Below are 20549 nucleotides of genomic sequence, written 5' to 3' on the forward strand. Positions count from 1 at the left end.
TTACAACACTACATAAAAGACTTTCTGATTTTCAGGAAGTCTTTTTTTTGTAGCTGTATACTTAAGCAACTAATAATTCGTTAGATAAAAGACTAAACGATATTATTGGAAATAGTCGGTAAAAAAATTTTACTTTTATTCCCCGAAATTGAATGGGTATGAAGCAGGTTAAACTAGCTGTTTTTGGTGTTATAATCATATTTTTAAGTGGTTGCGGTTCGGCCAGATACGGACGCGATGCTACATTGTCGCAGGATATTGGTGAATATTACAAAGCCATTGAAAAATACCGTAAGGCCAGAAAAAAGGAAAAGAACCGAGAGAAAAGAATTGAATACGCATATCAGTTAGCAGAATGTTACCGGGCAATCGGATTGTATGATTACGCTGCCCAGAATTACAAATTTGCCATTCGTTTGGGATTTGATGATAAAGAAGCGCTGCTGCATTATGCTGATATGTTGCGTATTACACAAAAATACGAAGAGGCTTACGAAACCTACCGTACCTATCTCGAGGCGGTTCCGGGCGACCAGCGTGCTTTAGATGGTGTTGAAGCCATGCAAAAAACACAGGAATGGGTGGCCAATCCCACAAGGCACATCATCAACCCTATAAAAGAAATTAACTCTCGCGAGAGCGATTTTTCCCCGGTTTTTGTTGGAGGCCGCGATAACGAGATCTATTTTACTTCATCGCGGGAAGCCTCAACCGGTAAAAAAGAAAGTATGATTACCGGCCAAAAATACACCGATATTTATCGGGCAACTTTTGGCATTCAACGGCAGAAATGGGAAAAACCCAGGTTGCTGGACGAGAGTATGATAATTAACACCGGCGATGAAGAAGGTGCTGTTACCTTAAGTTCAAGTGGCGAGGAAATGATATTTACGCGCTGCCGTTACGACAAGTCAGAGCCCCTGGGTGCAGAATTATACTCCACTTCGCAGTCGCGAGGTTCGTGGTCAAGTCCAATAAAATTACAAATTGTTGGCGACAGTATTATTGCAGCACACCCAGCGCTTAACCCTGATGGAACAGAGATTTATTTTGTTTCGGATATGCCCGGAGGACAGGGCGGAAAAGACATTTGGAAGGCAACGGTTGATGGTGGATCTTTTGGAAGACCGGTAAATCTTGGCCCCACTGTAAATACATCGGCTGATGAAATGTTCCCTTTTGTGCGCGATAACGGAGATCTTTATTTTGCTTCGAACGGTCACATCGGGCAGGGAGGTTTCGATCTTTTTCATGCCTACAAAAACGACGATGGAATTTTGGTGGTTGAAAATATGGGCTCACCAATGAATTCGCCTTCCGACGATTTTGGAATTGCATTTGTAACCGGCGAAAACAAAGGAATGTTCACCTCGAACCGCAAAGGATCGCGAGGCGATGATATTTATTCATTTGTAGTTCCTCCGAAAGTTTACCAGATTGAAATAGACGTTTTTAATAAAGAAACGGCATCGCATTTGGATGGATCAACCATGCGTGTGATCGGAACTGACGGTACCAACATGAAAATTCGTGCCCGTGGCGGTAAGTTTAAAATGAAACTAAAGCCCGAAACAGAATATGTTTTTGCAGCGTTTAAAGACGGATTTTTGCGCGATAAAGCAGCAGTAAATACCATTGGACTGGAGGACAGTAAGGATTTTCGTTTTACCATGAACCTCACTCCAACCGATGCGCCGATAAAAGTTGATAATATTAATTACGAGTTTGGCAGCTGGGAATTACTCGAAAGCTCGAAAACAGCACTCGATACACTGGTTCAGATATTGGTTTTTAACCCAACCATTACCATTGAGTTGATGGCGCACACCGACTATGTTGGCAGCGAGCAGTTTAACTTCGACCTGTCGCAAAAACGTGCACAAAGTGTGGTGGATTACCTGATTGAAAAGGGAATAAACCCGAATCGTTTGGTAGCGAAAGGTTATGGCGAAACCTGGCCAAAAACAGTAACTCGAAAATTAGCTAATCAATACGATTTCTTAAAACGTGGCGATGAACTGACAGAAGAGTTTATTCTGAAATTGCCCGAAGCACAGCAGGAAATTGCTCGCGGAATTAACCGTAGAACGGAGTTCCGGGTACTGTCGACCGACTTTATCGAACGATTCGATGCCGAGCCGGAAGGTTAATTCTCTTCGTCGGGTTCTTCTTCTTTTTCCTCTATTGGTGGTTTTACTACTTTTCGGGTAGAATAATAATCTGTTTGGTACATTTTGCGTCTTTTTCGTTTTTGTACCGCCTTGTCGATTGCTTTCAGCGGAACTCCCAAAATTGGTAAAAAACTGATCGAGCCAGCTTCCGTTCGCATCAAGCGGTTGTGTTCGGTCATCATCGTTGTGGTTGGATCGCTCTCCGGTTTCATTTTGTTGTATTTAAGCGGTTTGTAGTCGCCTAAAAAATTGAGGTTTTCCTGGGCGCGTTCCGAGTCGGTTTTTTGCTCGGGACTAACCACTACCTCGGGAATCTGCACGTCTTCTGATTCCATTTTAACGATCGGATTCTGCATCAAATTATACACCTTAACCGATATCCGAAAATAGGAGATGTGCGAGAATATCAGCGAGTCCTGGGCGCTTACGGTTAGTTTAAAAACACCGTTGGCTCTTGTTATGTCTTTTTCTAAAGTTCTGGGGTTGATTACATATACATCGGCAATTGGAAGCCCATCAGTGTTTACCGTTTTTCCTTCAATGATAAAGGTGGGGGAGTCTTGAGCGTAGGCATTAATACAACAGGTAATGGCTAACAGAATGGTTATTGACTTCATTTTTGTTTAGTTTTCAGCACAAAGGTCGGAATTACTTGTTTTAAGGTTACTGAAAAAAAACTAAACTATGTTAACATATTTTCTTTGGGAGATACGATTTATTTACCGCGAAGCCGGTGAGTATGGAATACGAAAATAGAACACGGAACCTTTTCCAATGGTAGAAGTAAAGCCAATATCTCCTTTTAGCAGATCGATGTTGCCTTTACAGATCGATAGTCCAAGGCCAACACCATCGTAAAACTCTTTATTTTCGTTATGTGCCTTTTGAAAACGTTTAAAGATGTATTGCCGTTTTTCGGGGGCAATGCCAATCCCAGAGTCTTCGACAGTAAACTTCAACATATTATTCTCAAGCGTATAACTTAATTTTATGGTGCCTGCTTCCGTATATTTATTGGCATTGTTAAGCAAATTCATAATTACCTGCCGAAGTTTTCCTGCATCAGTAACAATGTGGCTTTTTTCATCACTCAATCCTTTTTCCGCTACAAATTTTATCGAATCCTTTACAGTGGGTTTAAAAGCTGCATCTATTTCATCGATCATATTGTTCAGGGTAAAAGTGTTGTTGAATACTATTACATTTCCTGATTCAATCATTGAAATATCAAGCAGTTGATTAACGATATACAGCAATTGATTTGAGCTGTTTCGAATGATGGCCAGGTACTGATTTACTTCTTGCTCATTAAACTCCTGGGTGTTCAGAATATCAGAAAAGCCAACTATGCTATTCATCGGAGTTCTGATCTCGTGCGAAATGTTTTGTAGAAAAGCTGTTTTTAAAGCGTTGCTTTTTTTCGCCTCGGCTTCCGCCTTCCTTAATTTCCGGAGGTGCGATTTTAATAGTAAAAGCAAAAGTACAGCGGTAGCAGCCACATAAAACCACCCTTTATAGGTTTGAAATTTGGTCAGAATTTCCTGGTTACTGGTTACCGATAGTAGAAACCGATCGGAGAAAATGATCCAAAGTCCACCGATAAGGAGGTAGAGTAAAGTGATACGGTATTCAAATTTGATCTTTTTCATAAAACAAAGACATAAAAATACAAAATTGTATTTTGCTGTTGTCAGGATTATAAAAAAACGGAGGATAAAGTTAAATATTTTCCCGAATGTCGTATGCTACCAGCACTTCGCCATGTCTCACCAAAAGCATTCCGTTATAAATTGCCGGCCTCGACCAGTATGGCCCTGAACCATATTTTATTTTGAACTCACTAATCAGTTCAAACGTTTTCGGGCTTGCTTTTACCAGTGCCATGTTGCCTCGTTTTTCGTCGCAAAGGTATAACATATCATCGGCTGAAATTATCGGTCCTTTATTGTAAAAATCGGCAATCCACACAATTTCGCCGGTGTCCCAGTTCATGCACACCCACTTTCCGCTTTGTCGGCCAGTAAAGTTCGAGCCGTAAAGAAAACCATCAATCAGCACAACTCCGTGGTTGGCATTATCAAACGTTTGATCGGCAAATTTTTCGGAAACTGATTTCCCGTCGGGAGCGATTTGTAGCATCGACGATTTCACATCCCAACCGCTTGTAATCCACAAACAACTATCGTGGTACGTTGGAACATTGGTTAAAATGGTTGTATTATCTCCATTTTTGCTAAGGTAATTATGCTGAAAACTCCACATAATTTCTCCGGATTCGGCACTCAGGCTAACAACATGCGTTTGGTTGGCTGTTATAATGTATTTTTTACCGCAGTGCTCAATTAGCGCGGGTGTTATGTTTGAACGTTTTGCATGCATCGATTCCGATTTCCAAATCAGTTCTCCTGTCATTTTATCAAGTGCCACAACCATCGCTGTTTCGCCACCAATCGATGCAATTATTTTATCATCTACCAAAAGTGGCGATTCGGAAACTCCAAACATATCCCAGTCGCTTTGATATTTTTCATGTAAATCAACTTTCCAAATTGTTTCACCGGTTTGCGCATGTAAGCACGCCATTTGGTCCATTCCTGATAGCAGGTACAAACGGTTCTCTTCCAGCGTTGGAGTGCAACGTGCTTCGGGAAAAGAATTTCTCCATGCTTTACCATACGGTTTTTGCCAAAGAATTTTTCCCTGCAAATCGAGGCAGCTCACATATTCCAGCGAATCGATATTTCCGGTGGTGTAAATTCTGTTTTCTGTAGCAATAGTTGATGCATTACTTTTGCCAAGTTCTTCGGCAACCCACAACGTTTTCGGACCATTTTCGGGCCATTGTTTTAACAAACCTTTTTCAGGGAAAATACCATCGCGGTTTGGGCCACGGAACTGAGTTATTTGGGCTTCAACTTTCAGAAAACAAACAAAACTAAATAATGCGATAAACGAGAAAGACAGATATTTCAACTTGAACATAGTTATTTTTTTAAGTTGACTTCGCTTTGCATTACTTCTTTCAGGCGTTTAATCTGGGTTGGATTTCCCAAAACAAAAAGCTGATCGTTGCGCGAAAGTATCATTTGCGGATCGGGATTAAAAACGTAACGGGCTCCGCTAATTTTTATTCCAATAATGTTGGCTCCTGTTGTTTCGCGAACCCTGAGCTCAGCAATTGATTTGCCGACAAATCGTTGTGCCAGATTTTTACATGCCACTTCTTCCAGCGTAACATCCTGCGATTTTTGCAGCAAAATGTATTCGATAAACTCAACAACATCGGGTTGGTGAACCAGCTTTGCCATACGCTGACCTCCAATACGTTCAGGCATAATTACATTGGTGGCACCGGCGCGTTTTAGTTTCATCTGGCTTTCCAGTTCCGAAGCGCGGCTGATAACGGTAAGTCCCGGATTCATGCTTCGGGCGGTAAGTACCACAAAAACGTTATCGGCATCGTTTGGAGTGGTGGCAATTAGTGCTCTTGCCCGGTTAATACCCGCTTGCTCCAGCGTTTCTTCATGGGTTGCATCGCCCTTGATGTATAACAAATTAGGGTTTTCACGTATTCTCGAAATAACGTTATCGCGTTTGTCGAGAATAACAAACTCAACATTGTTTTCGGCCAGTTCCATGGCTGCCTGTTCGCCATTCCTGCCATATCCCACAATAATTACGTGGTCTTTTAATTTTGCAATTTTCTTATCCACCCTGTACGTTTTTATATAGTTAGCCAATTCTCCGTCGAAAACAAAACGTGCCATATTCGAGCCTACATAGGCCAAACTACCCAGACTCATTATAATTAAAGCAATAGTAAATATCTTTCCATCGGGGGTTAAGGGATGCGAACCAACCTCTTTAAAACCAACAGTGGAAATGGTAATCACTGTCATGTACACACTGTCGAGCAGGTTCATTCCCTCGATGTAATAATACCCTGCTGAGCCAAAAATTAAAATCGAGAGAAGCAGACCTATCCCGATTTTAACGGTTTTGCTCGAAACCGCTTGAAATTTATTATACTGTTGGCTACTTGTTAGCATGTTAGTCGTCCTGATTTTATACTGATGAAACTAATTTCACCCCTAATTGGCAATTTAAACATTTTTTTGATTCGCAGTAATAGTTTTTTAGTTGAAGTAAAGCTTGCGAATCAAAAGCAGAGCGCGCCTGAACACCCAGTTTTGCCCATTTTGAAATGATGGAATTGTTTTCGGCCGGAAGATTTTCCAGAAACCCGAGCGCTCGGTTTTTCAAATGGTGTTTGTTTTGTTTTTCGCCATACACAAACAAAAACGGAACGATAATATTGATAATCAGAATGTGGGCTGCCGTGTCGCCCAGTTCCTTAGGTTGAGTGTTTTTAGATGGTTTATTAAAGTTGTAGTGTGTATCCCAGTATTCGGATGCTTTTACCTTGAACAGCTTTTTTAATTCTTCGATGGTTTCAATTTCCAGAATTTTTGAAAACAGCCCTTCTGTTTGATAAATAAGTGCCGCCAGTTGTGAAATACGAATGGTAGGGAAATTAGGTGGTCGCAAGCGCATAAATTTCCACAAATGGCCTTCTATTCCTTTTAACTTGTATTTTTTGTACAGAAAGGAATATTCGTCGCGAAGCCGGATATAGTACTCATCGCCTAAAAGTTGCTGGTTTAGTAATCCTGAATTCCCGAACAACAAGGCTTCTAGTTGAAAGAGGCTGTTTTTGTGTTTAAGCAGTGTTTGAATCGAGAGCGACTTGGCCAATAATTCAAAGGGCAATGCATTAACTTTAAATCCAAACATGCGTGCCAGTAGTTGAAAAAATGTCTCTTCCCAGTTGTTATTATTTTGTTCAAGTTGCTCAACAATAGCCTGTGTTTTTGTTTCCAGGCGTTCTATCATCAGCCGGTTAAAACCCAACTGCAACAGTATCGGATCAACTTTATGAAACTGGTTTTCGCATGCGATCCAGGTTTGTGCATTTATCAGCTTTTGGTAATTGTGTTTAAGTTGTTCCGGGTAGTTCAAAATTAACGTTGGAATAAGCTCTCCATTACTTCGGGTGATTGTTGTGTCGGCCGTTTCAACCACGTGCAAAATAACATTGTCGTAGGCTTTGTCGTTGGTATGTTCGTGTTTTTGCCAGTCGGAGGCTGATTTATGGATTTCGATATTGCCGGCCCACGTAGTTTCGTTTAATTTGATCTTCGCATTAAAAAAATCGGGACCGGAATCGGTATTTTTTCGTCCCTGGTCGATAATCTCAAGCCGGTCGCCTTCAACCGTTTTTATATGATTTGTTGTAAAAAGTTTGTTTTGCCAAATGTATTGAAGAAATTCTTCGGGCATATTTTGCGAGTCAGCCATTTGGGAATATTTTAGTTTCCTTTAAAAATAAGGAAAATGTTTGAAATATTGGAAATTGGTGGTCTGACTCGAAGTCGGGCTATCAATCAGTAGTCACTTTATTTTCTGAAAAATATCCCACAAAACAATTCCGGCGCTTACCGAAATATTGAAAGAATGTTTGGTTCCGTATTGCGGAATTTCAATGCTGCCATCGCAAAGATTCACCACACTTTGTTTTACTCCTTTTACTTCGTTGCCAAGAACCAGGGCAACTTTTTCATTTTCGGCCGGTTGATAATCGGGCAGCATAATACTGTTTTCCACCTGTTCAATGGCATAAACCTTAAACCCTTCCTCCTTCAATTTTTTTACCACTTCTTCGGTGTGCTCAAAATATTCCCAGTCAACCGATTTTTCGGCATCAAGGGCGGTTTTCCTGATTTCGTTATTGGGAGGTGTGGCTGTAATTCCGCATAGGTAAATTTTATTAATCAACAAAGCATCCGACGTGCGAAACACTGAGCCAATGTTGTTACAACTTCGAATATTATCAAGCACCACAACAATGGGTGATTTAGTCGATTGTTTGTATTCCTCAACGCTTAAACGGCCAAGTTCTATATTTCTGAGTTTGCGCATAAATCTTTTTGTTTCAATGTGATTCTATCAGTTCACTGCAGCTCGTCTGAATGGTTGCGACATACAACGTGCACCGCCACCACCGCGTGCCAGTTCCGATCCGGCAATGGTTATCACACATTTTTTGTAATCATCAACCGCTATTTTTCCCGAAATAATATCGGTGGCCGCAATTACCTCGTAGCCGTTTTTGTTTAGCTCCTCAATGGTGTGTACGTTACGCTGGTAGCCGATTATTTTTCCTGGTGCAAAAGCCAGAAAGTTAGCACCGCTGTGCCATTGTTCGCGCTCCTGAATCCACTCGTCGCTGTTGCCACCACACGAAATCGGTTTTAAATCCATGCCCAGCTTTTTTAACGCTTTTGGCAGGTTGGGCATTTCTTCAATACGGCTTACCTCACCATTTTCAATTTCAATATGTATGGTTTTAAAGCGGCTCATCCCAAAAATTACGGGCGGATAAACCATACATTCATCGGTATTCAGAAAAGTAAAAACCATGTCGAGGTGAATAAACGACTCGGGTGTTTCGGGCAGCTCCTGAACGATAATATGTTGTTTTTCTTTTTTCTGCTTTTTAATGTTTTCGATGATAAAATCAATTCCCTGCGTGCTGGTTCGTACGCCGGTTCCGATAACAAAAATATCGTCGCGGGCAATTTGTACATCGCCACCTTCTACCATCGATTTTCGGTTCACCATAATGTTCGCCTCCGGTTTAGCCGGGTTTAAAACATGGCTTTCAATACCAGGGTGATATTTGTAAATGGCCTCCATAATCAGCGATTCCCGCTCGCGAACAGGGTTGGCCATTTTGCCAATAAGCATATTGTCGTTCATTGCCATTGCCGAGTCGCGTGTAAAAAACAGGTTGTGTAAAGGCCGCAGCAAAAAACGTTCGTTGCTCAGGTAATTGGTCAGGTTGTTTTTCTCCAGCACCACACCTTCAATTAGCATTTTTGCCAGTTTTTTCGCATCGGTTTCCAGCATTTGCTGGCACGAATCGATGTATTCGGTCATGCAGATTTCTTTCAGCAGTTTTTCTTTTACATCTTCAATAGACAGTATGTCGGCCAGCAGCTCTTTCACCTGATAAACCTTCGATACTTTTTTAAGCACGCCTTCAAACTGGGCATATTCGGTTGAGGCAATCGACAAATTTAAAATGTCGCTATACAGTGCACGTTCGGCATTTGCCGGAGTCATGTTTTCAACTTCCGAACCCGGGGTGTGGATAATTACGCCTTCCAGTTGGCCAATTTCTGAATGAACCGATGTTTGCATAATCGCGTATAATCTTTTGTTTTCGGAACCAAAGATATAAACTTTGTATGGTCTGTAATTGATTAACGAATATTTCGTTCTACTTTTATGTTGCTAAAAATGTTTTGATGAGGAGGTTTGTTTTTATATTGATTTTGATGATGGGAGCGTGGCTGGTCGAAGCCCAGGAAAATGATTCTTCGGAGATAAATCTGGGCTATGTTCAGGATGGAGATACAATTATTTTTAAGAATATTAAAGAGATACCCGTTTTTCCTGATCGTGAATTTAAAAACAAACGTGAATACCGCCGGTATACGCGTTACATACAAAAAGTAAAAAAGGTGTACCCGCTGGCCGTGGAAGCGCGGGAACTGCTTAAAAAGTATGAGCCTGAGTACTATGCTTTGGAAGAACGAAAAGAACAGCGAAAATTGATGAAGCAGTTAGAAAAAGAACTGCTGGACAAACACAAAAATGAACTGAAAACGTGGTCGATTTCGGATGGGCGGATTTTACTGAAACTGATTAATCGCGAAACGGAGCGAACACCCTACAGTTTGATAAAAGATTTCAGGGGAGGATTCAGCGCTACCTTTTGGCAGGGAATTGCCAAACTTTTCCGGAACGATTTAAAAGCCGGTTACGATCCGGATGAAGAAGACCAGGTGTTGGAAGAAATCGTAACATTAATTGAATTAGGATATCTGTAGCATGCGTGACCACATCAGAACTTTTATTGCCGTAAAAATAGTTCCCAATGAGAATGTTCTGAAACTGCTGCAACATTTTAAAAACCAGTTTTCCAGCGACCGGATAAACTGGGTTGATACTGAAAGTTTTCATTTAACCTTGCGTTTTATCGGCAACACAACACGCGGGCAGCTGTATGAATTGGTCGATCGGTTGGAGGAGTTATTTTCTGAAAAACCGAAATTTGAACTCACCCTAAAAGGAACGGGCTATTTTAAAAGCAAAAACCAGCCACGCGTTTTGTTTATTAAACTCAACGAATCGGAGGAGTTGTTGCAATTGGTGCCGGAAATCGAGGAGCAGGTGTCTGCCTGTGGTTTTGATAGCGAGCAAAAAGCTTTCAGACCCCACTTAACGTTAGGCCGCATAAAATCGGTTGAAAACAGATCCCGGTTTTTCTCTCTGTTAGATGAAATGCCTATGGCTGAATACCAGAAAATTGAAGTGAAAGAAATAATATTATTTCAGAGCATATTAAAACAAACCGGGCCCGAATACAGGCCAATTAAAACATTCCCATTAAAATGATTGCCAATACACCAAAACCACCATACTACGCAGTGATTTTTACCACACAGCGCACCACTATTGATGAAGGTTACGCAGAAATGGCGCAACAAATGTTGGAGCTTGCTCAACAACAGCCCGGATTCTTGGGAGAAGAATCAGCTCGTGACGGGCTGGGAATAACCGTTTCGTACTGGGAAAGCCTGGAAGCGATTAAAAACTGGAAAAACAATGCCAAACATTTGCAGGCACAAAAACTGGGAAAAGAAAAATGGTATAAAAAGTACAAGCTAAGGGTTGCCGTTGTGGAGCGCGATGCGGAATTCTGAATGATAGAATGCTTTAATGCGAGAATGCTTAACTGGATAGTGGATTCTTGATACTAGATTCTAGATTCTAGATTCTGAAAACTGCGACTGGTAACTGCGACTGAAAACTGCGACTGAAAAGTTTTACTTCCCATTACCTTTTATACTAACCAGAATGGTGTAAATCAGTATTTTAAAATCGATGTACAGCGAAATGTTTTTCAGGTACATCATGTCGTAGGTTAGGCGTTCAAGCATTTCATCAATATTCGATGCATAACCACATTTTACCTGTCCCCACGAAGTTATTCCCGGACGCAGTTTATGTAAGTGGGTGTAATGCGGTGCCCGTTTAATTATTTGTTTAATGTAGTATTCGCGCTCAGGACGCGGACCCACCAACGACATTGTTCCCATTATTACATTAAAAAACTGTGGAATTTCATCGAGGTGTGTTTTACGAAGAAAACGGCCAATTGGCGTTATCCGTGTATCGTTTTCCGACGACAGGGCAGGCGAGCCGTTTTCTGCTCCGTCAACCATACTGCGCAACTTGTAAATATAAAATGGTTTGCCGTATCGGCCTATGCGTTCTTGTTTGTAAATAATAGGCCCTTTTGATGATGTTCTAATGATAATCGCCAGCACAATAAATACCGGAAAAAACAGGACAAGTGCGATAATAGAGAACAAAACATCCAGCAAGCGTTTCATGTTTTCCTGCCAGCCGGGCATTAATCCGTTGCTGATCTTTATCAGCGGACTACCAAAAATGGTATTGGCTTTTGTAATGCCCGATAGTAAATCGTACAAATCGGGGATTCCCCAAATAGTAATTTGCCTGTTTTCAATAATCGTAAGTATTTCACTTAGTTTATCGTGCTCGCTTGTTTCCAGTGCCAGAATAACTTCTTCAATTTGCTCTTTATCAAGAATGTTGAGAATGTCTTTTATGTGGCCAAGCATGGGCAGCTGCTTGCCTAAAACAGAGTCGCTGTTCTCATCCAATTCAATAAAACCAACAAACTTATTTCCGGCCGGCCTAAACTGGTTCAACATTTCGTTATACACCTTTAACGCTTTTTCGTTACTCCCAATAATTAGCGTGTTAAAGCCAATTTTGCGCTGGTGTATTTTATGAATGGTTTGTGTGGTCAGTATCAGGCGGAAAATATAGGTGAGCGAAAAATGTAGCCCAAACAGCGTAAAAACAAGGTTGTAGTAGTTTTTATACGACCCAATCCAGTCGTCGAGTAAAAATGCAAAGAAAATTACTACGACTCCAACTACCGAGGTAAAGAAGGTTTGCCCCAGTTCAAGCAGTCGCGACCGGCGATAAATATTGTTGTAAAATCCAACGATGTAATAAAAGGTAATCCAAAAAGCAGGGATAATCAATAAGCCTAAATAGAACTGCGGAGTGAGTTCAAACGGAACATCCCAGCCGTTAAAATACTGGGGTTCAATAATTTCTTTTCGGTACACAAAAAAAGCAGCCCAGGCAAGTGCTGCAGCAAAAAAATCGAAAAATAAATATTTGGCTGTTTGCCGCGATTTATTCATTAACAAGTGATTAAGTCAGGTCGTTTATCGTGTCAATATTCAAACGGCCTGTAGCGCAAATTGTTGCTGTAAAAGTAGTTTTTTGTTGCTATTAATGAATAGAAAACTGTGCGATCTTTTTGTTAATCTTTTGGGCCACGTGCATGGCAATTAAATAATCATCAAGTGTCGATATTTTTTTAATCTTTCCTTCAATCGTTTGAATAAAAATATCGAGTTGATTCACCATGCAGTCATCAGCAAATTCAATGGTTTTGTTGTCCGATAAAAACTTTTCTTTACTGAAGTTGAATGTAGCAAACTGGTTGTCGGAATAAATTCTGACTTTAAAATTCTTCAGCGATTCCAGTTTCCCAAAATTCAGGTTAACCACCGAAGCATCACCAAATTCAAGGCGTACGTTGGTAAATTTCGAGTTGTTATATCCCGGGAAAGTTACCGCGCCAATCTTTTTCGGAGAAATGCCCGTAAGCTTCAGCAGCATTAACAACATGGGATACAGCGATTTCTTTTTGGTTACATCTTCCTCGAAATTGGAATAATCGATAAAAGCCGGTGTTTTAATGTTTTTGTTTGCCCACTGAATGGCCGGCGAGAAAAAATACGGATTGGTAACCTGCACCACCGAGCGCGATTCATTGATAAGCTTATTCAACTCAGTACACTCATCGATGGTAAGATCAGGATATTCAGCACAAAATATGTGTTTCGATTTTTTTATAATATCGCGCATGAATTTAAACGGCATGGGCGTTGAGTTGTCCATGATGATCAAATCGGCACGTTCAATTAATTCAACCCGGTTAAACTCCGGGATGGAATAATGAAAACCGGTGAGCTCTGCGCTCGATCCAACAGATGCTTTCCCAATAATATTGATTTGGGCGTTTTTCTTGATCTCCAGTACAAATGGCTCAAGAATTTTAGTGTTCCCGATTAATCCAACATTCAGCATAGTGCGCTATTTAAAATGAATTTAAATGCAAATATAGAATACAGCTCAACATCTTTTATTAGAGCAGGTGTTAATTTATCAACGTTAAATGTTAATATTCATTATGTGTAGCAACTGTCGATGGTAAGTATATTCGATTAATTTTGTGACTATAGCAACATAAAAATGATAAACGAAACATCGCGACATAAAGGCCTGCGCAAGCGTTTGGTTGAAGGCCTGAAAGTGAAGGGGATCCGAAATCCATCGGTTTTGGAGGCTATTGGCAATGTGCCGCGCCATTTGTTTATGGACAGTGGTTTTATAAATTTTGCATACAAAGATCAGGCATTTCCCATTGGTGCCGGACAAACCATTTCGCAACCCTATACAGTGGGTTTTCAAACCCAGCTGCTAGATGTACAAAAGGGCGAAAAAATATTGGAAGTAGGAACCGGATCGGGTTACCAGGCAGCCGTTTTGGTTGAAATGGGAGCCAAGGTTTTTACCATCGAACGGCAAAAAGAGTTGTACACCAAAACACATAAGTTCTTACCGTCGATAGGTTATAAACCGGCCTGCTTTTTTGGCGACGGTTATAAAGGATTGCCCGATTTTGCACCTTTTGATAAAATTCTGGTAACAGCAGGCGCTCCACTGGTGCCGCCCGAATTAAAAATGCAGCTGAAAATAGGAGGGAAACTTGTTGTGCCGGTGGGTAGCGATAAACACCAGGATATGTGCGAAATTGTACGTACCGGCGAAAATGATTTCAAAATGAAAAAACATGGAGGCTTTGTTTTTGTTCCTCTCTTAAAAGGAACCGTAAATTTCTGATAAATGATAAAAGTTAAAAAGTTTGTAGTAAACCCACTGAGCCAGAATAGCCTGGTTTTAAGCGACGAAGAAACAAAAGAATGTGTACTGATCGACCCCGGGTTTTATTACGGAGAAGAGCAGGACGAAGTAAAATATTACATAGAGCGAAACGAACTGAAACCGGTAAAAATAATTAATACCCATTGCCATTTCGACCATATTATGGGTGTTGATTTTATTCGCGATGAATACAAAATACCGTTTTTGGCACATGCCGACGATGCTTTTTGGGTAGATCGGGCTGTTGATCAGGGGAAAATGTATAATTTCGAAATGCAGCCGGTAAAACCCATCGATGAATTTATTGAAGAGGGACAGACGATTAAGTTTGGTGAAGCCGACCTAGAAGTTATTCACGTTCCGGGACACGCTCCCGGGCATGTAGTTTTTTACAGTAAAAACGACAAGCTGTTAATTGCCGGCGATGTAATATTTTATGGAAGCATCGGACGAACTGATCTGCCCGGTGGCGATTTTGATACCTTGATAACCAATATTAAAGAAAAACTTTTTCCACTGCCTATCGACACAAAAGTGTACTGTGGCCACGGCCCGGAAACCACACTTGGCTTTGAAAAAGAGAATAATCCGTTTTTAACCTAAAACTAAACGCTTTAAAATTGTTTAAAGTCATGTTTTAAAATCCGTTCAGTTTATATACTTGCAGAAAAATTCACTATAAATAAATATTTCGAATGTCTCAGGATAGATTTGTCACCCGCCACATTGGCCCGCGAGGAGCAGAAATTGCCGAAATGCTTGAATTTGTTGGTGTTTCGTCGATGGAGGAATTACTGGAACAAACAGTTCCTTCAAACATCAGGTTACAACAGCCTTTAAAAATGAAGGAAGGATTGTCGGAAAGAAAGTACTTCCGTCGTATTCTCGAGCTGGCATCAAAAAATAAAGTATTCAATACGTACATCGGAATGGGATATTACGATACCATTACTCCGGCAGTGGTTTTGCGTAATGTGCTCGAAAATCCGGTGTGGTATACTTCTTACACACCTTACCAGGCCGAGATTTCGCAGGGACGACTGGAGGCTTTGCTGAACTTCCAAACCATGGTTTGTGGTTTAACCGGAATGGACATTGCCAATGCATCGTTGCTCGATGAGGCTACTGCAGCTGCTGAGGCGATGGTAATGATGGCCAACCTGAGATCGCGGAAAATGGTGAAAGACGATGTAAATACCATTTTGGTGGATGAAAAGATGTGGCCGCAAACGCACGATGTATTAAAAACCCGTGCGCTGCCGCTGGGATTCGAATTGAAAATTCAACCTAAAGACGAATTTAATTTTGATGATAAGGTTTTTGGTGTAATCGTTCAATATCCGAACTCGGATGGCGAAATCAGCGATTATGCCGGGCTGGTTGAAAAAGCGCACAAAAAAGAGATAAAAGTGGCAGTTGCCGCCGATTTGATGTCGCTGGCAATTCTAACTCCTCCGGGAGAGTGGGGTGCCGATATTGTATTCGGTAACTCGCAGCGTTTTGGTGTGCCAATGGGTTATGGCGGACCACACGCCGCATTTTTTGCAGCACGCGAAGAGTTTAAACGAAATATGCCGGGCCGTATTATTGGGGTAACCAAAGATATGCACGGAAACCGGGCGCTTCGTATGGCACTGCAAACCCGCGAGCAGCACATTAAACGCGAAAAAGCAACATCAAATATCTGTACAGCACAAGCGTTGCTGGCTATTATGGCAGGTTTCTTTGGTGTTTATCATGGCCCTGAAGGTATTGTCGGAATTGCTGAGCGCATTCATAATATCGCAGCATTTCTTGCCATTGAAATTGAAAAACTGGGTTATACTCAAATCAATAAAAACTTTTTTGACACCATACGTTTTGCATTACCAAAACATGTAATGCGCGAAGATATTGAGTGGTTATCACACGAGCTGGAAATGAACTTCCGCTATTTCGATAATGGCGATGTGGGTATCAGCATCGACGAAACCACCAACCCGCAGGATATTGGCTGGATCATTGAAGTGTTTGCAAAAGCTGCCAACAAAAAATGGCAGGTAGCCGAAGAATATCCTGAAGGATTTGAAATTGATGCCACGTTTAAACGAACTTCTAAATTTATGACCGAGGAGGTGTTTAATAAATACCGCTCGGAAACAGAAATGGTTCGTTACATTAAACGCCTGGCAAAAAAAGATATTTCGCTTACACAGTCGATGATCTCGTTGGGGTCGTGCACGATGAAACTGAACGCAGCTACTGAAATGTTGCCGTTGAGCTGGATTGAATTTAACGGTTTGCATCCGTTTGTTCCGAAAAACCAGGCTCGCGGTTACCAGGAAATGATGGAAGAACTGCGCCGCGATTTGGCAGAAATTACCGGAATGGCCGATGTAAGTTTGCAACCTAACTCGGGTGCTGCAGGCGAGTATGCCGGTTTGATGGTAATTCAGGAATACCACAAAAGCCGTGGAGAGGATCAGCGCGATGTGGTGATTATTCCTTCTTCGGCACACGGAACCAACCCGGCAAGTGCGGTAATGGCAGGCACAAAAGTAGTTGTGGTAAAATGCGACGAAAAAGGGAATGTCGATATGGACGACCTTCGTGCCAAAGCTGAACTGCATAAAGACCGGCTTTCGGCGTTTATGGTAACTTATCCGTCAACACACGGAGTTTTCGAAGCCTCGATTATTGAAATGTGTGAGGTGATTCACGAAAATGGCGGCCAGGTTTATATGGACGGTGCCAATATGAACGCGCAGGTTGGATTGACTAATCCGCGACTGATTGGTGCCGATGTGTGCCACCTTAACCTGCATAAAACATTTGCTATTCCGCACGGTGGTGGTGGCCCTGGTGTTGGCCCGATTGGAGTTGCAAGTCATCTGGTTGAATTTCTGCCATCGCACCCGATTATGAATAACGGCCATGTGGGAATTACAGCGGTTTCTGCAGCTCCGTGGGGAAGTGCTTCGGTATTGCCGATTACATACGGTTACATTAAAATGATGGGAGCTGAAGGCCTGACAGAAGCCACAAAAATCGCCATTTTAAATGCAAACTATATTGCAACCGCATTAAAAGATAATTACGGAATTTTATATACCGGCGAAAACGGACGTGTAGCGCACGAATTGATTTTGGAGTGCCGCCACCTGAAGGCATCTGCCGGAATTACAGAAGAAGACATTGCGAAACGTTTAATGGATTATGGTTTCCACGCACCAACGCTGTCGTTCCCGGTTCACGGTACCTTAATGATCGAGCCGACAGAAAGTGAATCGAAAGATGAGCTGGATCGTTTTATCAGCGCGTTGAACTCGATTTTCGAAGAGGTGAAAGAAGTGGAGAACGGTGTTGCCGACAAAGCGGACAACGTGCTTAAAAATGCACCTCACACAGCCCAGAGCGTTTGTGCCGATGAATGGACACACGCTTATGGCCGCGAGAAAGCCGCTTATCCGCTGGATTGGGTGCGCGAAAACAAATACTGGGTGCCGGTTGGCCGTGTTGATAATGCATGGGGCGATCGTAACCTGATTTGTACCTGCGGTTCACCAGAGGAATACGAAGCTTTTGCTGACTAAAAAAATAAATCTTTAGATAAATGTTGAAAGCCGTCTGAATTTTCAGGCGGCTTTTTTATTTTTGCTGCATGATCACATTTCCCAATGCTAAAATTAATATCGGGCTGAATGTTGTGGAGAAACGACCGGATGGTTACCACAACCTGGAAACGATTTTCTACCCGGTAAAATTATCGGATGCTTTGGAAGTGATCGAAGCGGAAGAAACAGCTTTTTCTTCATCAGGAATTGAGATTGATTCCACAGCGGAAAATAACCTTGTTTACAAAGCTTATTCTTTGCTTGCCGGAGATTTTCACCTTTCGCCGGTAAAAATGCATTTACACAAAGTAATTCCGTTTGGAGCAGGACTTGGTGGTGGATCGGCCGACGCAGCTTTTGCTTTAAAGATGCTGAACGATTATTTTGCCTTGGGATTAACAACAACCCAGTTGAAGGATTATGCTGCAAGAATTGGTGCCGATTGTCCGTTCTTCATCGAAAACAAACCCACTTTTGCACACGGCATTGGCGATCAGTTTAAACCGGTAAACCTCGATTTGTCGGCTTACGAAATCGTAATCGTTAAACCTCCAATTTCGGTAAGTACACCACAGGCCTACCGAAATATCATTCCAACAAAGCCCGATTTTAACCTGCTGGAAATTGACCGGCTTCCCATTGAAGATTGGAAAACGGTGGTGAAAAATGACTTCGAAAAAAGCGTATTTCCGCAGTTCCCCGAGATTGGAAAGCTAAAGGAAAATCTTTACGAAGCAGGCGCGGTATACGCTTCCATGTCAGGAAGTGGCTCAGCAGTGTTTGGTATATTTCGCCATTTACCGACAAATCTGGATAGATTCCTACCTAAAGGTATTTTTATTTACCGATAGCCCCGGACGTTTACCGACCTTAAGAACTCATTAACATTTTTTTTATTCTTTTTAACAAAACGAGATGTAACCTTTGTACTCGTTAATAGTCATATTAACTGAAAACAAGAAAACAAAAAAGTCCTTTACGAAGGCATTTGAAAACAAACAATTAGTAAGAAAACAGTTAAAAACAGAAAACATGAAAACTAGATTTAATTTAAAAACAGTTGCACTTATAATAGCCGTCATTTTTACAGTAGGAACAGCTAATGCAACAGAGAAAGTAACAAAAGCCTCGGGCCATGAGAACATTGTTGAAGCATCGTTAAACCTTGAAAGCTGGATGACAAACGACGCGATTTGGAGCACTTCAGACGTAACGAATTTTGTTGAAGCGCAGGAAGAGTCGCTGAATCTTGAAAACTGGATGACAAACAGCGATGTATGGTCTACTTCAATCGATTGGGCAGCCAATACCACAGAAGCCAATTTGGAGATGGAAGCATGGATGACCGACGAAGTTGCATGGGAAGTAGCACCAACCGAAATTGCAGAAACAGAAGGACAGTTGAGCCTTGAGGATTGGATGATTAATGAAAAAGTTTGGAATTTGTAGATAAATAGAAAACGCGATTAGTTTTATTTGGATTTTTGAGGGTTGCCGAAAGGCAGCCCTTTTTTGTGCGTTATTTTTGGATAGGGTATCTCAGATATGATATTCCGTTATATTTGTTACTTTCAAAAAGTCAGGGTCTTTGTCCAAAATAATAAATAGTATTATCGTAATTGTATTTACAATCTTAGGGTATCATGCGGGTGCCCAGGATGTGACTTTTTCGCAATTTTACGCTAATCCTGTTTATTTAAATCCTGCATTTGCTGGTACTGTGGGGGTGCCACGTGTTGCCATGCAATACCGAAACCAGTGGCACGGATTTACAAATGCGTATAATTCCTACAGTGTGGCACTTGATTTTCCGGTAAAAATTCTCAGGGGTGGGGTTGGCGTAAATGTTTTAAATGATGTGCAGGCCAATGGTGCTTTAGGCGCCCTATCGATGACTGCGGCGTATTCGGTAGGGATTCAAATCAGTGAAAAGTACACCCTGCATGGAGGATTACAGTTCGGATATACTCGAAATTCCCTTAGTGTAAACGATCTTATTTTTGCCGATAATCTGGATATAAATTATGGGAACCATGGAACCTCGGGAGAATTAAATTATCTGACCCAGCCTGATTATGGCTATTTTGATTATTCCTTTGGAGCATTGGTCTATAGTAAAAAGGTTTTCTGTGGTTTTGCAGCGCATCATTTAACTGAGCCGAACCAGACTTTTTCAGAAAACGAAGACTATGGTATACCTCTTGAACGAAAATTTACGGCTCATTTAGGAGCACGGTTGCCGGTGTATTTGTATGGGCATCAGCGAAAAAAGTTCGATGTTTCTCCTCAGCTTATTCTACAAAGTCAGGGGGCCTTTCAACAGGTAAATTATGGAATTTATGCAGCAAAAAATGGAGTGGCTGTTGGAACGTGGTTCAGACAGAATTTTGGTATACGCTATGACGCTGTAATTTTTGTGGTCGGATTTGTTCGGAAGGGTGTACAGCTTGCCTATAGTTATGATGTTACCGTGTCGGGCTTGGCGGGGTCGTCAGGTGGAACCAGCGAAGTTTCATGCGCCATTTTGCTCAGGAAGCATAAAAAGCAAAAATCATTACCATTTTATGATCAATACGAGGAAGAATTTGGTGAGATGTAA

The 20549-nt window shown here is 41.5% G+C and carries 19 protein-coding genes; 10 read left to right on the plus strand and 9 right to left on the minus strand.

Annotated elements, in window-relative coordinates; translation table 11 throughout:
- Positions 1-158: 158 nt before the first annotated feature.
- Positions 159-2150: a PorE family type IX secretion system protein gene (gene porE, locus LH29_RS17610; protein WP_045032785.1), complete on the plus strand. Its 1992-nt coding sequence runs from the start codon at positions 159-161 to the stop codon at positions 2148-2150.
- Here porE and LH29_RS17615 read toward each other — a convergent pair.
- From LH29_RS17615 to LH29_RS17645, 7 genes are all read right to left on the minus strand, one after another.
- Positions 2147-2788, minus strand: a complete 642-nt coding sequence (locus LH29_RS17615; protein ID WP_045032320.1) for a hypothetical protein — start codon at positions 2786-2788, stop codon at positions 2147-2149. The two genes, porE and LH29_RS17615, sit on opposite strands and share 4 nt — an antisense overlap.
- 102 nt (positions 2789-2890) lie before the next feature.
- Positions 2891-3820 carry a sensor histidine kinase gene (locus LH29_RS17620; RefSeq protein ID WP_052671060.1) on the minus strand — a complete coding sequence of 310 codons (930 nt, stop codon included), beginning with the start codon at positions 3818-3820 and terminating at the stop codon, positions 2891-2893.
- Positions 3821-3890: 70 nt separating this feature from the next.
- A complete protein-coding gene (locus LH29_RS17625) occupies positions 3891-5153 on the minus strand; it encodes an outer membrane protein assembly factor BamB family protein (protein ID WP_045032322.1) in 1263 nt (420 codons plus the stop codon).
- 2 nt (positions 5154-5155) lie between these two features.
- Positions 5156-6220, minus strand: coding sequence for a potassium channel family protein (locus LH29_RS17630; RefSeq protein ID WP_045032324.1), 1065 nt, complete (start codon positions 6218-6220; stop codon positions 5156-5158).
- Between the two features lie 16 nt (positions 6221-6236).
- A complete protein-coding gene (locus LH29_RS17635) occupies positions 6237-7529 on the minus strand; it encodes a DUF2851 family protein (protein ID WP_082063821.1) in 1293 nt (430 codons plus the stop codon).
- Between the two features lie 93 nt (positions 7530-7622).
- Entirely contained in the window at positions 7623-8150 is a 528-nt protein-coding gene (locus tag LH29_RS17640) for an RNA methyltransferase (RefSeq protein WP_045032326.1), read from the minus strand.
- A gap of 27 nt (positions 8151-8177) precedes the next feature.
- Entirely contained in the window at positions 8178-9434 is a 1257-nt protein-coding gene (locus LH29_RS17645; protein ID WP_045032327.1) for an arginine deiminase, read from the minus strand.
- Between the two features lie 107 nt (positions 9435-9541).
- On the opposite strand from LH29_RS17645, the gene LH29_RS17650 reads away from it, so the two are divergent.
- The 3 genes from LH29_RS17650 to LH29_RS17660 are packed head-to-tail and all read left to right on the plus strand — an operon-like array spanning position 9542 to position 11002.
- On the plus strand, positions 9542-10126 hold the full coding sequence (locus LH29_RS17650) for a DUF4294 domain-containing protein (protein ID WP_045032329.1): 585 nt from the start codon (positions 9542-9544) through the stop codon (positions 10124-10126).
- A 1-nt stretch (position 10127) separates the two neighbouring features.
- Entirely contained in the window at positions 10128-10694 is a 567-nt protein-coding gene (gene thpR / locus LH29_RS17655; RefSeq protein ID WP_045032331.1) for an RNA 2',3'-cyclic phosphodiesterase, read from the plus strand.
- Positions 10691-11002: an antibiotic biosynthesis monooxygenase family protein gene (locus LH29_RS17660; protein WP_045032333.1), complete on the plus strand. Its 312-nt coding sequence runs from the start codon at positions 10691-10693 to the stop codon at positions 11000-11002. Before thpR ends, LH29_RS17660 begins: the two co-directional genes overlap by 4 nt.
- A 123-nt stretch (positions 11003-11125) precedes the next feature.
- Here LH29_RS17660 and LH29_RS17665 read toward each other — a convergent pair whose 3' ends face one another.
- Both LH29_RS17665 and LH29_RS17670 read right to left on the minus strand, forming a co-directional pair.
- Complete coding sequence (locus LH29_RS17665) at positions 11126-12544, minus strand: sugar transferase (protein ID WP_045032334.1); 1419 nt, start codon at positions 12542-12544, stop codon at positions 11126-11128.
- 91 nt (positions 12545-12635) lie between these two features.
- Positions 12636-13499 (minus strand): Gfo/Idh/MocA family oxidoreductase, encoded by an 864-nt coding sequence (locus LH29_RS17670; protein ID WP_045032336.1) that lies wholly within the window; start codon positions 13497-13499, stop codon positions 12636-12638.
- A 165-nt stretch (positions 13500-13664) separates the two neighbouring features.
- Here LH29_RS17670 and LH29_RS17675 point away from each other — a divergent pair, with 165 nt between their 5' ends.
- The 6 genes from LH29_RS17675 to LH29_RS17700 all read left to right on the plus strand — a co-directional run bounded on the left by LH29_RS17675 (position 13665) and on the right by LH29_RS17700 (position 20549).
- The gene (locus LH29_RS17675; RefSeq protein WP_045032339.1) at positions 13665-14315 is read left to right on the plus strand and encodes a protein-L-isoaspartate(D-aspartate) O-methyltransferase; all 651 of its coding nucleotides are present in this window, start codon (positions 13665-13667) and stop codon (positions 14313-14315) included.
- Positions 14316-14318: 3 nt separating this feature from the next.
- Positions 14319-14960 carry an MBL fold metallo-hydrolase gene (locus LH29_RS17680; protein WP_045032342.1) on the plus strand — a complete coding sequence of 214 codons (642 nt, stop codon included), beginning with the start codon at positions 14319-14321 and terminating at the stop codon, positions 14958-14960.
- Between the two features lie 92 nt (positions 14961-15052).
- Positions 15053-17929, plus strand: coding sequence for an aminomethyl-transferring glycine dehydrogenase (gcvP, locus tag LH29_RS17685; protein WP_045032344.1), 2877 nt, complete (start codon positions 15053-15055; stop codon positions 17927-17929).
- Between the two features lie 68 nt (positions 17930-17997).
- Positions 17998-18801, plus strand: a complete 804-nt coding sequence (gene ispE, locus LH29_RS17690) for a 4-(cytidine 5'-diphospho)-2-C-methyl-D-erythritol kinase (protein ID WP_045032346.1) — start codon at positions 17998-18000, stop codon at positions 18799-18801.
- 181 nt (positions 18802-18982) lie between these two features.
- Complete coding sequence (locus LH29_RS17695; RefSeq protein ID WP_157493750.1) at positions 18983-19399, plus strand: hypothetical protein; 417 nt, start codon at positions 18983-18985, stop codon at positions 19397-19399.
- 139 nt (positions 19400-19538) lie between these two features.
- Positions 19539-20549: a PorP/SprF family type IX secretion system membrane protein gene (locus LH29_RS17700; protein WP_045032351.1), complete on the plus strand. Its 1011-nt coding sequence runs from the start codon at positions 19539-19541 to the stop codon at positions 20547-20549.

This window comes from Draconibacterium sediminis (assembly GCF_000949475.1).
Classification (GTDB): Bacteria; Bacteroidota; Bacteroidia; order Bacteroidales; family Prolixibacteraceae; genus Draconibacterium; species Draconibacterium sediminis.

Bases quoted from the DNA above. Each gene is read 5' to 3' on its own strand.
- LH29_RS17640 (WP_045032326.1), bottom strand. From the start codon at position 8,150: ATGCGCAAACTCAGAAATATAGAACTTGGCCGTTTAAGCGTTGAGGAA.
- LH29_RS17670 (WP_045032336.1), bottom strand. From the start codon at position 13,499: ATGCTGAATGTTGGATTAATCGGGAACACTAAAATTCTTGAGCCATTT.
- LH29_RS17665 (WP_045032334.1), bottom strand. From the start codon at position 12,544: ATGAATAAATCGCGGCAAACAGCCAAATATTTATTTTTCGATTTTTTT.
- LH29_RS17635 (WP_082063821.1), bottom strand. From the start codon at position 7,529: ATGGCTGACTCGCAAAATATGCCCGAAGAATTTCTTCAATACATTTGG.
- LH29_RS17660 (WP_045032333.1), top strand. From the start codon at position 10,691: ATGATTGCCAATACACCAAAACCACCATACTACGCAGTGATTTTTACC.
- LH29_RS17650 (WP_045032329.1), top strand. From the start codon at position 9,542: ATGAGGAGGTTTGTTTTTATATTGATTTTGATGATGGGAGCGTGGCTG.
- LH29_RS17615 (WP_045032320.1), bottom strand. From the start codon at position 2,788: ATGAAGTCAATAACCATTCTGTTAGCCATTACCTGTTGTATTAATGCC.
- porE (WP_045032785.1), top strand. From the start codon at position 159: ATGAAGCAGGTTAAACTAGCTGTTTTTGGTGTTATAATCATATTTTTA.
- ispE (WP_045032346.1), top strand. From the start codon at position 17,998: ATGATCACATTTCCCAATGCTAAAATTAATATCGGGCTGAATGTTGTG.
- thpR (WP_045032331.1), top strand. From the start codon at position 10,128: ATGCGTGACCACATCAGAACTTTTATTGCCGTAAAAATAGTTCCCAAT.
- LH29_RS17620 (WP_052671060.1), bottom strand. From the start codon at position 3,820: ATGAAAAAGATCAAATTTGAATACCGTATCACTTTACTCTACCTCCTT.
- LH29_RS17645 (WP_045032327.1), bottom strand. From the start codon at position 9,434: ATGCAAACATCGGTTCATTCAGAAATTGGCCAACTGGAAGGCGTAATT.
- gcvP (WP_045032344.1), top strand. From the start codon at position 15,053: ATGTCTCAGGATAGATTTGTCACCCGCCACATTGGCCCGCGAGGAGCA.
- LH29_RS17695 (WP_157493750.1), top strand. From the start codon at position 18,983: ATGAAAACTAGATTTAATTTAAAAACAGTTGCACTTATAATAGCCGTC.
- LH29_RS17630 (WP_045032324.1), bottom strand. From the start codon at position 6,220: ATGCTAACAAGTAGCCAACAGTATAATAAATTTCAAGCGGTTTCGAGC.
- LH29_RS17675 (WP_045032339.1), top strand. From the start codon at position 13,665: ATGATAAACGAAACATCGCGACATAAAGGCCTGCGCAAGCGTTTGGTT.
- LH29_RS17680 (WP_045032342.1), top strand. From the start codon at position 14,319: ATGATAAAAGTTAAAAAGTTTGTAGTAAACCCACTGAGCCAGAATAGC.
- LH29_RS17625 (WP_045032322.1), bottom strand. From the start codon at position 5,153: ATGTTCAAGTTGAAATATCTGTCTTTCTCGTTTATCGCATTATTTAGT.